Source organism: Massilia sp. TWP1-3-3, from assembly GCF_049897805.1.
Classification (GTDB): Bacteria; Pseudomonadota; Gammaproteobacteria; order Burkholderiales; family Burkholderiaceae_D; genus Telluria_A.
Window position 1 is genome coordinate 300,345 of the sequence record NZ_JAFCWX010000004.1, and the last position, 14,650, is coordinate 314,994.

Consider the following 14,650-nt stretch of genomic DNA (forward strand, 5'->3'; position numbering starts at 1 on the left):
GGCTAGAGCTTTTCCGGCACGTCGCCGGAAAGGATGCGCGCCCAGTAGGCGGCGCGCCGCTGGTCGTCCTCGACCGGTTCGAGCCAGATCAGCTTGTCGCTATCCCTGGTCGCCGCGCCCGCCGCCAGCGTGTTGGCCAAACCCTGGCGCCGGGTCAGTTCGGCGCTCACTTTACTGTCGAGCATGAAATTGATCCAGCGCTCCGCCAGCGCCTTGTTGGCCGCGCCGCGCGTCACGGCCCAGCAATCAAGCCATGCCAGCGCCCCTTCGCGCGGGATCACGTAGCCGACATCGACCCCGGCGTTGCGCAGCAGCTTGACCTGCTGGCGGCCATAGTTGGCGAACATCAGCGCCACCGAATGGCGGCGAAACAGTTCGACCGATTCTTCGGGCAAGGTATAAAAAGTGAGCACGTTGCGGCGCAGCGCGACCAGCTTGGCCACGCTCTGGCGGAACTGCGCTTCGTCGAGGTGAAACGGATTGGCGTGCATGACCAGCGCGGCGATCGAAAAATTATGCCCGCTGGTATCGAAGGCAAGCACCTTTCCCTGGTACTTGGGGTCCCACATGGCCGAAAGCGACACCGGCGGCGCGCTGAACTGCTTGCGGTCGTAAATCAGGCCCATCTCGGCATAGGTGTAGGCCACGGCAAACACCTGGCCGGCGCGGCTGATGCCTGGCACGCGCTGCAAGTCGCGAAAGCGCGGCAGCTGGCGCGCCCGGTTCGGGATGTTCGACAGCTGTAGCGGCACTGCTACGCCATGCTGGATGTAGAACTGCATCTCGGCCGTGTTGGCGGCAAAAACGTCGTAATTGATGCTGCCGTTGGACGCCAAGTGCTTGCGCAAGGCTTCGTCGGAGCCAACGTAACTCACCTGAACCCGGACATCGTTTTCCTGCTCGAAGCGCTTGACCAGATCGGGGTCGGCATAGCCCGGCCAGGTGAGCACGCGCAGCGTTTGGCCGGCGTGGGCGGGCAGCACGCAGCCTAGGGCAAAGGCAACGGCGGCAAACAGGCGGCACGCCGGCGCGATCGCGCAGCGGCGCCAGTTCAACGCCGCCACCGGCCCATGCCTGACGCGCAGCGCACAGTGGCGAGCTTGCCGGGAACGGGCATCAGGCCAGGTCGGATCGGTGCGCGCATGATACTCCTGATAACTTTTCAGCCCGTACAGGGCGGGGTCGGCTTCGCTCTCATGGCAATTCTAACTCCTATACAACTTGCTGTTGCGAAAGTTGCCCGCATGCGGGCAAAGGTGTCCGAATTCGTACGGCCGGTGCCAGCGACGATGCAATTTTGCGACAGTCCAGTCCGCGGCCTGCGGTTTTGCCAGCATGGCATGGCCCTTGCTGTGAAAAGGACACCAATCAAAAAATGGATTTCCTATGACTGCACTGCACCGCCGTACTAGCCGGCTATTGCTCCTCGCTGCCGGCGTCCTGTTGATGGGCGCTGGGGCGGCTAGCGCGCTCGCCGCCCCACTGAGCGCCGCCCAGCTGCAATCGGACTTGCAGCTGGCGCGCGGCGCGCTGGAAGAGGCGCACGGCGGCGTCTACCGCTACACCCCAAAGGCTGACCTTGACCGCGTATTCGACGCCGCCGCCCGCAAGCTGGACCGGCCGATGGAAGCCATCGCGTTCGCGCGCATCCTGGCCCCGGCCGTGGCTGCGCTGCGCTGCGGCCACACGGCAGTACTGCTGTCGCCGGCCTTGAAGGCCGAGATGGAACAAGCCTTGCTGCTGCCGCTGGACGTCAAGCTGCTGCGCGGGCGGCTGTACATCCTGCGCGATTTCGATGGCGCGGGAAAGCTGGCCGGGCGCGAGATCGTATCGATCAACGGGGTCGCTATCGGCAGCGTCATCGAGCGCTTGCTCGCGGCAGCGCCGGGCGACGGCTTGATCACGACCGGACGCGCGCAGCGGGTCGCGCGCAAGTTCAAGGAAGAACTGTTCATCCAGTTCGGCATGCAAGGCAAGTTCACCCTCGGCCTGCGCGCGCCAAAGCGCGAGAGCGTCACGCTGGCCGGCCAGACGCTCGCCGCGCTCAGGCAGGCATCGGTCAACCGCTATCCGCAGGACCAGCATTCGCACAAGTTCACGGAACTGTCGCTGCTTGACGGGGGCAAGATCGCGCGTCTGCAAGTGTTTAACTTTACGGACGAGGAAGAAGATGACGAAGGCGGGGCCATGTTGAAAAAAGCCTTCGAAAAGATTGAAGCCAGTGGCGCGCAGACGCTGCTGCTTGACTTGCGCGACAACGGCGGCGGCGAAGACCGGCTCGGCAAGCTGGTGTTTTCGTATCTGGTTGAGGCGCCGTTTCCGTACTATGAAGCGTTGACGGTCCAGCGCGAGCGCTTGAGTTTTGCCGCACATGTTGAAGGCTCAGCCGTGATTCCGGCAGCGATGCTGACGGCGCGCCCGGATGGTTTGTTCGCTGTGAAGGGGCATCCGAATCTGGGAATGCAAAAGCCGTCCCTGCCAACCTTTCGGGGCAAGGTGATCGCCTTGATCAACGGAAGGTCTTTTTCGACAACCGCCGAACTGATCACCCAACTGCATGACAAACAGCGCGCGACCTTCGTGGGCGAGGAGTCAGGTGGTGCGTATCACGGGAATAATTCGGGCAATGACGTGACGCTGGTGCTGCCCAATAGCGATCTACGGATAGCCATCCCGCTGGTGACGTACAAGCTGGCCGTCAGCGGCCAGCATGCCAATGGGCGCGGGGTAGTGCCGGAAGTGGAAGTGCTGCCGAGCATGCAGGACTATCTGGCTGGACGCGACGTGGTGCTGGAAAAGGCATTGGGCATCGCACGCGCACAATGATCTTCCTCCTCATTCACACGGACAGTCAGGCAACCAAGAGTGATACGATAGCTCCTTGGCAATGGCCAAAAGCGACCGTTCGCCTGCAAGCAAGATTTGGCGGACCAACGGGAGGACAATCGCTTCATGACACGGAACTTGGGTCGAGACCGAATTGATGCAGTTGCACCGGACTTGCACTGCACGGCCCAAGCTGCATAAAGAAAATCTGCCGTGAAACACGCCCACCAAATCCCTACATTGCCTGACGTGCTGGCGCCGGACGCTGGTGCATTGCTTCGGCTGATGTCAGTCATGGTCGATGACGAGCTGCTCGGAAAAATCGCCGTAGCCGATCACGGATGGAAAGCTGACGAGTGTCTTGAAAAACTCAAGGAGATCAGGAAGACCCATACCGTACCAGCCCCGCTCGACTTCCACGTGCAGGAGGTCCTTCAACTATCGCGCTGGTCAAACCCTGCTGATGAACGAGGTCATCTGCTGCGGGCATTTTGTTGCGCAACCCTGATAGCAGCCGGCGGCAACCGGCTAAATTGCGACAGGCTGGAGGGCGAAAACATCAATATCGCGCTGCTGTTGGAGAGCTTGGCCCCGTTGCCCTCCAGGTACCAGGAAGCCGCAGTCAGTCTTTTCTCCTGGCGCTTGGACAATGCATGCGATGCTGAAGATCTACCTTTTTTCCTTCTAGCCATATTACTGACTTCGCTGGCTGCAGGGCCACGTTTTGGCGGCAGCGTCATCGATATCCTTGCCGACTTGTTGCTGGCAAGTGAAACGGCCGCCAGAAATGATGAGCGCATCGTACGACAGACTGACCCCGCCGAGCCGGGCGCCTGGCTGGTCGGCCTTACCTACTTCGATCAATGTGAGCCGGTATGGCGGTCATTTGCGGAAAGACTGCGTGTACTGGCAGACCTGATTTCCCAGGCACCAATCAGGGCAAAGGTGCGCGCGATTGCTGGTTTGTTGGCGCCAGTTTAAGGCAAGGTACAATCGACGCACGCGGCGGCAATGTCGAACAGAGACAGGTCGCATCAATTGACGTGCCATGCGCGGACAGCGCCCCACCAGCCACCTGGAGGTTGACTTTGCCTACCAAAAGCATCGATAGTTTTTTGATTGAGTTCACCGGCGAATTGTTGGAGGGTAGCGAGCACTGGGGAGCGTACGTGTCAATCTCTGCCCCGTCCGATAACCCGATGCATATGAACATGATCTATCCAAAAGCGCGCGTTTCAGCCGAGCTTGCCTTTCCGGATCAACAGGCGGCCGAGGCGCAAGCTGAGCGCGCGGCGTCACTCATTTTGAGTCAATTGCGTTCGTAGCTCGACGCGCTTGCTTCCCTACCGGGCAGACCTTGAGAATGGCACGCATAAGGCGCGCGCCGCCGTCTACCCGCGTATTTTGCCCAGCAACTTGGTGGTCGACCGGTCGTGCTCAAAATCGATTGCAATCGCCTGCCCGCCATAGCCGATCACCGCCCTGCCCTCGGGAATGGCACCCATGTCGTAATCGCCGCCCTTGGCATAAATGTCCGGCTCGGCCTCGAGCACCACTTCAAGCGCTGTATCTTCGTCAAACTCCACTACCAGGCTCACTGCCTCCAGCGCCGCCAGCACGGCCATCCGGTCCGGCCCCGTATTCAAGGGCCGGTCGTCGCCCTTGCCCAGCCGCTTGACGGACGCATCGGTGTTGGCCGCCACCACCAGCGAGGCGCCCAGCGCGCGCGCCTGGGCGAGATACGTCACGTGGCCGCGGTGCAAAATATCAAATACGCCGTTGGTCAGCACCACCGGTTTGGGTAAGGCGGCAATGCGCTCTTTCAATTCGCTGCGGCTGCAGATCTTGCTTTCAAATTCAGGCATCAGGACGTGTGCTCATAGGTTGTGCGCGCCACACTTGCAGCCTTTGCCGCAAGCGATGGTCGCGCGGGGTGGCTTATTTGCCCGGCTCTTCTTCTTCCGGCTCCTCGTCGATGGCCATCGACAAGTCGGCCGAGGTGACCGCCGCGCCCAGCGCGCCGGGTTCCTTGCGCTCGCCGCGCAGCTTGATCTGCAGGCGCAAGCCGTTGGCCGAGTCGGCATTGCGGATCGCTTCGTCGTAGCCGATATCGCCCTTGTTATACAGCTCGTAGAGCGCCTGGTCGAAGGTGCACATGCCCAGCTCGCGCGACTTGTGCATGATCTCCTTGATGGCCTGGAAGTTCCCCTTCAAGATCATCTCGGCAATCGTGGCCGTGTTGAGCAAAATCTCAATGGCGGCCTTGCGCCCCTTGCCGTCCTCGGTGCGCACCAGGCGCTGCGAGACGATCGCGCGCAGGTTCGACGACAAGTCCATCAGCAGCTGGTTGCGCCGCTCTTCGGGGAAAAAGTTGATGATCCGGTCCATGGTCTGGTTCGAGTTGTTCGCGTGCAGCGTGCCCAGGCACAAATGGCCCGTCTCGGCGAATGCAATGGCATGCTCCATGGTTTCGGTGTCGCGGATTTCGCCAATCAGGATCACATCCGGCGCCTGGCGCAAGGTGTTTTTCAGCGCGTTGTGCCAGGACAGCGTGTCCACGCCAACTTCACGGTGCGTGATCAGGCAACTCTTGTTCTTGTGAACGTATTCAACCGGGTCTTCGACCGTGATGATGTGCCCGGCCGAGTTGGCGTTGCGGTAATCGATCATCGCCGCCAGCGTGGTCGACTTGCCTGAGCCCGTGCCGCCCACCACCAGCACCAGGCCACGCTTGGTCATGATGACGTCTTTCAGCACATCGGGCAGGTCGAGCTTTTCAAAGTTGGGTATCTCGGAAGCAATCGTCCGCACCACCATCGCCACCGCCTGCTGCTGCACATACACATTGACGCGGAAGCGGCACACATTCGGCAGCGAAATGGCGAAATTGCTTTCCATGTCGGCTTCAAATTCGCGGGTCTGTTTTTCGTTCATCAACGACAGCGCCAGCGCGCGCGTGACGTCGCCGGTCAGCTTTTGCTGGCTCATGGGCTTCATTGCGCCCTGGTACTTCATGGAAGGCGGAAAGTCGGCCGAGATGAACAGATCCGAGCCACCCTGATGGTGCATGACGGTGAGCAGCTTGTGAATATAAGCCTGTGCTTCGGCCGGGCCAAAGGTCGTGGACATGCGTGCCTTTCTGCGTACGTTCTGGTCGATAATGCGGGTGCGTCCCGGGTGCCTTCCAATTATATCGACTGCATTCCGGTAGAATATAAATTCTTTGCTGACTGATTTGCAACTCTGTGTCAGGTTATCCACGGAAATTGTCCCCGCAATCACTCAAAAGCCTCTATGACTCTGACCGAACTGAAATATATCGTTGCCGTAGCGCGTGCGAAACATTTCGGGCACGCCGCTGAAGCGTGCTATGTCGCCCAGCCCACCCTCTCGGTCGCCATCAAAAAGCTCGAGGACGAACTGGGCGTGGTGCTGTTCGAGCGCGGCGGCGCGGAAATCTCCGTCACGCCGCTGGGCGCGCAAATCATCGCACAGGCCGAGCGGGTGCTGGAACAGACCGCCGCAATCAAGGAACTGGCCAAGCAAAACAAGGATCCGCTGGCCGGGCCGCTGCGCCTGGGCGTGATCTACACCATCGGCCCCTATTTGCTGCCGCCGCTGGTCAAGACCATCATCGAGCGCGTGCCGCAGATGCCCTTGATCCTGCAAGAAAATTTCACTGTCCGGCTGCTGGAACTGCTGCGCCAGGGCGAACTGGACGCGGCCATCATGGCGCTGCCGCTGCCCGAGCACGGCATGTCGATGCAAACCCTGTATGACGAGCCGTTCGTGGTGGCCATGCCGCGCACCCATCCATGGGCCAAGCGCAAAAGCATCTCGGCCCAAGACTTAAAGTCGGAAACCATGCTCTTGCTGGGCAACGGCCACTGCTTTCGCGACCAGGTGCTCGAGGTGTGCCCGGAAATGGCGCGCTTTTCGTCGCCCGGCAACGGCATGCAGCGCACCTTCGAAGGTTCATCCCTGGAAACCATCCGCCACATGGTCGCCAGCGGCATCGGCCTGACGGTGCTGCCGCGCGCCTCAGTGCCGGACATGGGCACCCGCGACGGCATGCTCGCCTTCGTACCATTCGACGCCCCGGTGCCGTCGCGCCGGGTGGTCATTGTATGGCGCAAGAGCTTTACGCGGCGCACCGCCATCGAGGCCATCTGCGCCGCCGTGGCCGCGTGCGCGTTGCCGGGCGTCGACATGCTGGCACTGGAAGAAGCCGCGTGACCGTTTTTGCCGGCGCGATAAACCGCTTGTCCCTGTATTTCCGCCTGGTGCGGCTCGACAAACCGATCGGCATTTTGCTGCTGCTGTGGCCGACGCTGATCGCCTTGTGGATCGCCTCCGGCGGCCCGCCAGACTGGCGCATTCTCGGCATCTTTACGCTTGGCACCGTGCTGATGCGTTCGGCCGGCTGCGCGATCAACGACTTTGCCGACCGCGACATCGACAAGCACGTCAAGCGCACCGCCGAGCGGCCCTTGACCAGCAGGCGCATCAAGAGCTGGGAAGCGGTGGCCGTGGCCGCCTTGTTGGCCGTGCTGGCCTTCGCGCTGATTTTGCCGCTCAATACATTGACCCGGCAAATGTCGATCGCCGCCGTGATCATTGCCGGCACCTATCCGTACTTCAAGCGCTTCTTTGCCATTCCGCAGGCGTATCTTGGCATCGCCTTTGGCTTCGGCATTCCGATGGCGTTTGCCGCCGTGCAAAACGATGTGTCGGCGCTGGCCTGGTGGCTGCTGGCTGCAAACGTTTTTTGGGCAATTGCCTACGACACTGAATACGCGATGGTTGACCGCGACGACGACCTCAAGATTGGCATCCGCACCTCGGCCATCACTTTCGGACGCTTCGACGTGGCCGCCGTGATGCTGTGCTATGGGGCGGCGCTGGCGATCATTTTGGTGTGCGGCTGGCTCGTTGGGCTGCGCTACTGGTTCGCCGCCGGCGTTGGCGTGGCCGGCGCCATCGCGCTTTTCCACTACACCTTGATCCGCGACCGCGACCGGATGCGCTGTTTTTATGCATTTCGCCACAACAATTGGTTGGGTGCGGCCCTTTTTGCCGGTGTCGCGGTAGACTACGCTTTTGGATAATGTTGTCCTTGTAGCACGGACGGCAAATGTAGCGCATCCCTTTCAACACTATCGTGAGGTAATAACAAATGATCGAATCCATTCCAACCAAAACCGGCGCCCGCGACCAACTGATGAGCGATCTGAAATCGGTGATCCAGGATGCTGAATCATGGCTGCGCAACGGCAGCCAGATGACCGGCGACGAGCTGGCTTCGGCCCGCGCCAAGTTCGAGCGCACGCTGTCCGGCGCCAAGGCTGACCTGATCCGCATCGAAGAAACCGTGGTCCAGCGCACCAAGGACGCGGCCAAGGCGACCGACGTCTTCGTCACCGAAAACCCATGGAAAGCGGTCGGCGTGGGCGCCGCCGCCGGCATCTTGATCGGCATGCTGATCGCGCGGAGATAAGACGCCATGGCGATCATCGAAACAGTAGGACGGATCGGCGGCACGATGCTCGCCATGGTCGAGACGCGGCTGGAACTGGCCGCGCTCGAAGTCGAAGAGGAGTCGCAGCGGCTGCTCGGGTATTTCGCGCTCGCTTTGCTCTCGCTCATCCTGCTGGGGATCGCCTTGGTGCTCGTCTCCCTGACCATCATCCTGGTGTTCTGGGACACTTACCGGCTGCAGGCGGCGCTGGCGCTGGCCGCGCTGTTTGCCGTGGCCGGCACCATGGTGGGCCTGAAGCTGCGCACGGCATTCCGGACGCGTCCGCGCATGCTGGCGGCCACGGTGGCCGAGCTGAACAAGGATGTCAATTTCTTCCGGAACGCGGGGCACAAACATGAAGCATGAGAACTCGAAAGCGGCGCGCTCGGCGCGCCGTGAAGTGCTGATTGCCGAGTGCTCGGCCCAGCGCATGCAGATTGGACGCGAGATCAGCATGATCGGCGCGCCCAGCATGTTGACGGGCGGGGGCATCTTGCAGTCGCTCACCAGCGGCAACCTCAAGGGGCCGCTGGCGATCGCCGGCGTGCTGATGGGCTTGATTGCCGCAAAACCGGGGCGCTTCATGCCGCTGGTAACCACCGCGCTGTCGGTCTTCAAGCTGGCCAAGACCGGCATCACGATGCTGCGCAACCGGGCCAAGTAAGCTGCCGGCATCGTCCTCGCGACACCGTAGGTCGGATAAGCGGATGGCCTGGGCGGCCCCCTTATCCGACATGCGTCACGTTGACGCCTGTCGGATAAGGGGGCCGCCCAGGCCATTCGCTTATCCGACCTACGCGGCACCCATTCGCGAAGACGATATGATTGCGTTTTCGAGTGACGCAATGCCGTGCTCTAGTCCCGTCCCATTTCGTCACCCAACTCACGCCCGCGCGCCGCAGCGGCCTTCATCGCCTCGATGATCTTCTCCTTCACGCCGCTCGCTTCCATGCTGCTGATCGCCGCGTAGGTCGTCCCGCCCTTTGACGTCACCTTCTCGCGCAGCACCGGCACCGCGTCGTCCGACTGCGCCGCCAGCTGCGCGGCGCCCACAAACGTGGCCAGCGCCAGTTCCCTGCCCTGCTCGCGCGAGAGACCCATCTCGATCGCCGCCTGCTGCATCGCCTCGATAAAATAAAACACATACGCCGGACCGCTGCCCGATACCGCCGTCACCGGATCGATCTGCGCTTCGTCGTCCAGCCACACGGTCTGCCCTACTGCCTTCATGATGCTGTCGGCAGCGGCCTTTTGCGGCGCGCTCACGCCATCCATCGCCACCATGCCGGTAATCCCCAGCCCGATCAGCGCCGGCGTGTTGGGCATGGTGCGCACGATCTTGCCGTAGCCGCCCAGCCAGCGCGCCAGGTCGGCGCCGCGAATGCCCGCCGCGATCGACAAGATCAAAGGCTGCGAGGCGCCCACGTGTGCACGCAAGGCAGCGGCCACCTCGCGCATCTGTTGCGGTTTGACGGCCAGGACGATCACGTCGCTGGCGGCCAGCGCGCTGTCAATGGTCAAGGAGGTCGTCACGCCATGCTGCTCGCCCAGGCGCGCCAGCGCATCGGCATTCGGATCGACGACATGGATGTCGCCGCCTTTCGCCAGCTTGCCCGCCAGTCCCGCGATCAGGGCGCTGGCCATATTTCCGCCGCCAATAAATGCAATTTTCATTCCTTATCCTTTAGTTGAATCACTCGTATTTGCGCGAACCGAAAATGGCGCTGCCTACGCGCACAATGGTCGCGCCCTCGGCCACGGCCGCGCCCAGGTCGGCCGACATGCCCATCGAGAGCGTATCGAGCGCGATGCCCTTGGCTCCAAGCGCAGCGGCCAGCTGGCGCACGCGCGCAAACACGGCGCGCTGTTTGGCAACGTCGCTCTCCGGTTCCGGGATCGCCATCAGCCCGCGCAGGCGCAAGCGTGGTAGCTGTGCCACATGCTGCGCAAGTTCAAGCAATTCTTCGGGCGCGACGCCACTCTTGCTTGCTTCACCACTGATGTTAACTTGTAGGCAAATATTGAGCGGGGCCAGTTCCGGCGGGCGCTGTTCGGACAGGCGCTGCGCGATCTTGAGGCGCTCGACCGTATGCACCCAGTCGAAACTGGCGGCGATCGGGCGTGTTTTGTTGCTCTGTATGGGGCCAATGAAATGCCACTCGACCGGACGGCCCGGCAAAGCCTGCGCAATTGCGGCGATTTTATCTAGCGCTTCTTGCAAGTAATTCTCGCCAAACGCAGATTGGCCGGCGGCGATTGCTTCGAGCACGGCGTCGGCGGGGAAGGTTTTTGAAACGGCGAGCAACTGCACATCGGCGCGGGCGCGGCCGGCGGCACCGGCGGCGGCGAGAATACTCGCATCGACAGCTTGCATGTTGTGGGCGATTGTGGACATAATCATTTTCAGCGGGCAATTCATGCAGGACATTTGCAAAATGCGCATACATGTCGGCATGCGCCCATTCACGGCACAGGGATTATAAATGGACATCTCCGAATTACTCGCATTCTCCGTCAAGAACAAGGCTTCCGACTTGCACCTTTCGTCCGGCCTGCCGCCGATGATCCGGGTGCACGGCGACGTGCGCCGGATTAACCTGCCTGCGCTCGAGCACAAGGATGTGCACGGCATGATCTATGACATCATGAATGACGGCCAGCGCAAGGCCTACGAAGAAGTGCTGGAGGTCGACTTTTCGTTCGCCATTCCGGGCCTGGCGCGCTTTCGCGTCAACGCCTTTAACCAGGAGCGCGGGGCGGCTGCCGTGCTGCGGACGATTCCCTCGAAAATCCTGAGCCTGGAAGACTTGAACGCGCCGAAAATTTTCGCCGACCTGGCGATGAAGCCGCGCGGCCTGGTGCTGGTGACCGGCCCGACCGGTTCGGGCAAGTCGACCACGCTGGCGGCGATGGTCAACCACCTCAATGAAAACGAGTATGGCCACATCCTCACCATTGAAGACCCGATCGAATTCGTGCACGACTCGAAAAAGTGTTTGATCAACCAGCGCGAAGTGGGACCGCACACGCTCTCGTTCAATAATGCACTGCGCTCGGCGCTGCGCGAAGACCCGGACTGCATTCTGGTGGGCGAGCTGCGCGACCTGGAAACCATTCGCCTGGCGCTGTCGGCTGCCGAGACGGGCCACCTGGTGTTCGGCACGCTGCACACCTCGTCGGCCGCCAAGACGATCGACCGGATCGTCGACGTGTTCCCGGCGGACGAAAAGGAAATGGTGCGCGCCATGTTGTCCGAATCACTGCAGGCGGTGGTCTCGCAGACCCTGCTCAAGACCAAGGATGGCAGCGGCCGCGTGGCCGCGCACGAAATCATGATCGGCACGCCGGCCATTCGCAACCTGATTCGCGAGTCGAAGATCGCACAGATGTATTCGGCGATTCAGACCGGCAGCAACGTGGGCATGCAGACGCTGGACCAGAACCTGACGGACCTGGTGCGGCGCAATATCATCTCGGCGTCGGCTGCGCGCAGCGCTGCCAAGATTCCCGACAACTTCCCCGGCTAAGCTAATACAGGATCCTCACTACAATGGAACGCGACCAGGCTTCAAAATTCATGTTCGACTTGCTGCGTCTGATGACCAGCAAGGGCGGCTCCGACCTGTTCATCACTGCAGGCTTTCCGCCAGCGATCAAGATCGACGGCAAAATGACGCCGGTGTCGAGCCAGGCCCTGACGCCCTCCCACACCTCCGACCTGGCGCGTTCGATCATGAACGACAAGCAGACCGCCGGCTTCGAGCTGACCAAGGAATCGAATTTCGCGATCAGCCCGGGCGACCTGGGACGCTTTCGCGTATCGGCCTTCGTGCAAATGGGATATGTGGGCATGGTGCTGCGCACGATTACCACCACCATTCCCAAGCTTGACGACCTGCGCCTGCCCGAGGTGCTCAAGGATATCGTGATGACCAAGCGCGGCTTGGTCATCATGGTGGGCGCGACCGGTTCGGGCAAATCGACGACGCTGGCCGCCATGGTCGGCTACCGCAACGAAAACAGCTACGGCCACATCATCACCATCGAAGACCCGGTCGAGTATGTGCACCCGCACCGCAACTGCGTGATCACGCAGCGCGAAGTGGGGGTGGACACCGAGTCGTTCGAGGCGGCGCTGAAAAACTCGCTGCGCCAGGCGCCGGACGTGATCCAGATCGGCGAGATCCGCGAGCGCGAGACCATGGAGCACGCCATCGCGTTTGCCGAAACGGGCCACCTGTGCCTGGCCACGCTGCACGCGAACAGCGCGAACCAGGCGCTCGACCGCATCATCAACTTTTTCCCCGAAGAGCGCCGCCAGCAACTGCTGATGGACTTGTCGCTGAACCTCAAGGGGCTGGTGTCGCAGCGCCTCATTCCACTCAAGGAGAGCAAGGGCCGCTGCGTGGCGATCGAGATCATGCTCAATTCGCCGCTCATTTCCGACCTGATCTTCAAGGGCAATGTGCATGAGATCAAGGAGATCATGAAAAAGTCGCGCGAGCTGGGCATGCAGACCTTCGACCAGGCGCTGTTCGACCTGTACGAGTCTGACCTGATCAGCTACGAAGATGCGCTGCGCAATGCGGACTCCGTGAACGACTTGCGCCTTTCGATTAAACTCAAAGGCAAGGACGCGAAAAACCGCGACCTGTCGGCAGGCACGGAACATTTAGGGATCGTCTGATGAGCACATTCGACTTCAAGGCAGAAGCTATTTCCGGCGACGCGGTGGACCTGTCCCAGTACAAGGGCCAGGTGCTATTGATCGTCAACACCGCCAGCAAATGCGGCTTCACGCCGCAGTACAAGGGGCTGGAAGCCGTGTACGAGCAGTTCAAGGACAAGGGCGCGGTGGTGCTCGGCTTTCCGTGCAACCAGTTCGGCGGGCAGGAGCCGGAAGGCGAAGCGGAAATCGGCGCGTTTTGCGAAAAGAATTTTGGCGTCACGTTTCCCTTGTTCGCCAAGGTTGAGGTGAACGGTGCGGGTGCGCATCCCTTGTTCCAGCACCTGAAAAAGGCTGCGCCGGGTTTACTGGGAACGGAGGCCATCAAGTGGAACTTCACCAAGTTCCTGATTAAGAAAGATGGCAGTGTGTACAAGCGCTACGCGCCGTCGACCGCGCCGGAAGAGCTGGTGGGCGACATTGAGAAGCTGCTGGCGGAATAGCCCTTACATCGTTTTCGCGAACAAGGGGGTAACGCTCAAGGAGACGACGGCGCTGCCGCTGGTGTCAACGTGCTGCAGTGAGGAGGGTAGGTCGGATAAGCGCCAGCGCAATCCGACATGCGTCGCGTTAAAGCATATCGAATTGCGCTGCCTCTTATCCGACCTTCTACCGCCTGATCCCGAAAAGCTCCGGGCAAAGCAATGCAACAGAATTAGATCGTTCTCGTGCATGAGGTAGTTGTAAAAAGAGCGACATAATCCAAGAATCGCGCCGAACAGGGGCGGAGCGTCATGACAAATGCGCTCGTTTCGTAATGGGAGATCTGACCCTCTTAGTTCCGTGACCCTCTTAGTTCCGGCCTACGCGGTCGGACGCCGGCCCATACCGGTGTCAGCGCTGCCGGTGGTGGCGCGCCTGCTGCAGGTGCCGATGGAGGAATTGTTCGGAGAAACCGGCCGCGCCGGCCGCGGCAAGCGTGGGCAGATGTCACTGCTCGAACGCAGCATCGAGCGCATCGGCGAGCTGCCCAAGCAAAAGCAGAAATTCGTGATGGAGATGCTGGAAACGGTGCTAGCCCAGGCCAACGCATTGCCGCATTTTCCTTAGCCGCTAAAGAGAAAGCCACTCGCAGCCGGGGCACCGGAGGGAGTGGCTTTTTTGTTTTAGAAGAAGAACTTACCGATCAGCTTGTGTCCGAATGGCGGCACTGACCCTGTGCTGTTCCCCGGCCGCGGCAAGCGCGGGCCGATGTCACAGCTCGAGCGCAGCATCGAGCGCATCCCCCTGTGTCAGACTACTTGTCGGGTGTGTTTTTTGAACAAATTATGTCCTGATCTTGGTTGTTGTGGTGGAATTTAGGGTTCGTTCTTGTGCTTTATTTCTAACATCGTTTCCGGGAGCGGGGGACGGGTGTTACGGGTGGAGCGCAGCGGAACCCGTTCCCTCAAGAGGTCAGGTTTTTGATTTTTGTTCTAGCAGGACGAACTCCTATGCTTGGCCCACGGGTCGGCGACGGAACTAGTGTAGTGCGTCATAAATAATAAGACTTATTATATATATGCATGTATCCTTGTCATATGGAGGGGAAATCATGCGTGTAGCGATGAAAGTTGAGTTGACGGAAGCGCAGCGTGGGG

17 protein-coding genes are annotated in these 14,650 nt (G+C 60.9%); 12 read left to right on the forward strand and 5 right to left on the reverse strand.

All coding sequences use genetic code 11. The features are described 5' to 3' along the window. Positions 1 to 2: 2 nt before the first annotated feature. Positions 3 to 1,064: an extracellular solute-binding protein gene (locus ACP7D4_RS05990; protein WP_426208148.1), complete on the reverse strand. Its 1,062-nt coding sequence runs from the start codon at positions 1,062 to 1,064 to the stop codon at positions 3 to 5. A gap of 322 nt (positions 1,065 to 1,386) precedes the next feature. Here ACP7D4_RS05990 and ACP7D4_RS05995 point away from each other — a divergent pair, with 322 nt between their 5' ends. The 3 genes from ACP7D4_RS05995 (at position 1,387) to ACP7D4_RS06005 (ending at position 4,151) form a co-directional block, all read left to right on the forward strand. Beyond that, on the forward strand, positions 1,387 to 2,826 hold the full coding sequence (locus ACP7D4_RS05995) for a S41 family peptidase (protein WP_426208150.1): 1,440 nt from the start codon (positions 1,387 to 1,389) through the stop codon (positions 2,824 to 2,826). A gap of 213 nt (positions 2,827 to 3,039) precedes the next feature. Further along, positions 3,040 to 3,807 carry a hypothetical protein gene (locus ACP7D4_RS06000; RefSeq protein WP_426208152.1) on the forward strand — a complete coding sequence of 256 codons (768 nt, stop codon included), beginning with the start codon at positions 3,040 to 3,042 and terminating at the stop codon, positions 3,805 to 3,807. A 107-nt stretch (positions 3,808 to 3,914) separates the two neighbouring features. Continuing rightward, on the forward strand, positions 3,915 to 4,151 hold the full coding sequence (locus ACP7D4_RS06005; protein ID WP_426104091.1) for a hypothetical protein: 237 nt from the start codon (positions 3,915 to 3,917) through the stop codon (positions 4,149 to 4,151). Between the two features lie 66 nt (positions 4,152 to 4,217). Here the strand turns inward: ACP7D4_RS06005 and ACP7D4_RS06010 are convergent, their stop codons facing one another. Both ACP7D4_RS06010 and ACP7D4_RS06015 read right to left on the reverse strand, forming a co-directional pair. Further along, entirely contained in the window at positions 4,218 to 4,691 is a 474-nt protein-coding gene (locus ACP7D4_RS06010; protein WP_426104092.1) for an adenylyltransferase/cytidyltransferase family protein, read from the reverse strand. Between the two features lie 73 nt (positions 4,692 to 4,764). Beyond that, on the reverse strand, positions 4,765 to 5,955 hold the full coding sequence (locus ACP7D4_RS06015) for a PilT/PilU family type 4a pilus ATPase (protein WP_426104093.1): 1,191 nt from the start codon (positions 5,953 to 5,955) through the stop codon (positions 4,765 to 4,767). 165 nt (positions 5,956 to 6,120) lie between these two features. Between ACP7D4_RS06015 and ACP7D4_RS06020 the strand changes: the two genes are divergently transcribed. From ACP7D4_RS06020 to ACP7D4_RS06040, 5 genes are all read left to right on the forward strand, one after another. Then, complete coding sequence (locus tag ACP7D4_RS06020; protein WP_426208154.1) at positions 6,121 to 7,062, forward strand: hydrogen peroxide-inducible genes activator; 942 nt, start codon at positions 6,121 to 6,123, stop codon at positions 7,060 to 7,062. 17 nt (positions 7,063 to 7,079) lie between these two features. Beyond that, the gene (gene ubiA, locus ACP7D4_RS06025) at positions 7,080 to 7,934 is read left to right on the forward strand and encodes a 4-hydroxybenzoate octaprenyltransferase (RefSeq protein ID WP_426208173.1); all 855 of its coding nucleotides are present in this window, start codon (positions 7,080 to 7,082) and stop codon (positions 7,932 to 7,934) included. Between the two features lie 68 nt (positions 7,935 to 8,002). After that, entirely contained in the window at positions 8,003 to 8,323 is a 321-nt protein-coding gene (locus tag ACP7D4_RS06030; RefSeq protein ID WP_426104095.1) for a DUF883 family protein, read from the forward strand. Between the two features lie 6 nt (positions 8,324 to 8,329). Further along, complete coding sequence (locus tag ACP7D4_RS06035; protein ID WP_426104096.1) at positions 8,330 to 8,710, forward strand: phage holin family protein; 381 nt, start codon at positions 8,330 to 8,332, stop codon at positions 8,708 to 8,710. After that, positions 8,700 to 9,008: a hypothetical protein gene (locus ACP7D4_RS06040; protein WP_426104097.1), complete on the forward strand. Its 309-nt coding sequence runs from the start codon at positions 8,700 to 8,702 to the stop codon at positions 9,006 to 9,008. Before ACP7D4_RS06035 ends, ACP7D4_RS06040 begins: the two co-directional genes overlap by 11 nt. Before the next feature lie 191 nt (positions 9,009 to 9,199). Here the strand turns inward: ACP7D4_RS06040 and proC are convergent, their stop codons facing one another. Together proC and ACP7D4_RS06050 are read right to left on the reverse strand one after the other, a co-directional pair. After that, a complete protein-coding gene (proC, locus tag ACP7D4_RS06045) occupies positions 9,200 to 10,018 on the reverse strand; it encodes a pyrroline-5-carboxylate reductase (protein WP_426208156.1) in 819 nt (272 codons plus the stop codon). 19 nt (positions 10,019 to 10,037) lie between these two features. After that, positions 10,038 to 10,739, reverse strand: a complete 702-nt coding sequence (locus tag ACP7D4_RS06050) for a YggS family pyridoxal phosphate-dependent enzyme (RefSeq protein WP_426208158.1) — start codon at positions 10,737 to 10,739, stop codon at positions 10,038 to 10,040. 88 nt (positions 10,740 to 10,827) lie between these two features. Between ACP7D4_RS06050 and ACP7D4_RS06055 the strand changes: the two genes are divergently transcribed. From ACP7D4_RS06055 to ACP7D4_RS06070, 4 genes are all read left to right on the forward strand, one after another. Further along, the gene (locus ACP7D4_RS06055; protein WP_426104100.1) at positions 10,828 to 11,871 is read left to right on the forward strand and encodes a type IV pilus twitching motility protein PilT; all 1,044 of its coding nucleotides are present in this window, start codon (positions 10,828 to 10,830) and stop codon (positions 11,869 to 11,871) included. A 23-nt stretch (positions 11,872 to 11,894) separates the two neighbouring features. Further along, positions 11,895 to 13,031, forward strand: coding sequence for a PilT/PilU family type 4a pilus ATPase (locus tag ACP7D4_RS06060; protein ID WP_426104101.1), 1,137 nt, complete (start codon positions 11,895 to 11,897; stop codon positions 13,029 to 13,031). Then, on the forward strand, positions 13,031 to 13,513 hold the full coding sequence (locus ACP7D4_RS06065) for a glutathione peroxidase (protein ID WP_426208160.1): 483 nt from the start codon (positions 13,031 to 13,033) through the stop codon (positions 13,511 to 13,513). The genes ACP7D4_RS06060 and ACP7D4_RS06065 overlap by 1 nt, the downstream gene beginning before the upstream one ends. A 340-nt stretch (positions 13,514 to 13,853) precedes the next feature. Continuing rightward, positions 13,854 to 14,120: a hypothetical protein gene (locus tag ACP7D4_RS06070; RefSeq protein WP_426104103.1), complete on the forward strand. Its 267-nt coding sequence runs from the start codon at positions 13,854 to 13,856 to the stop codon at positions 14,118 to 14,120. Positions 14,121 to 14,650: the final 530 nt, after the last annotated feature.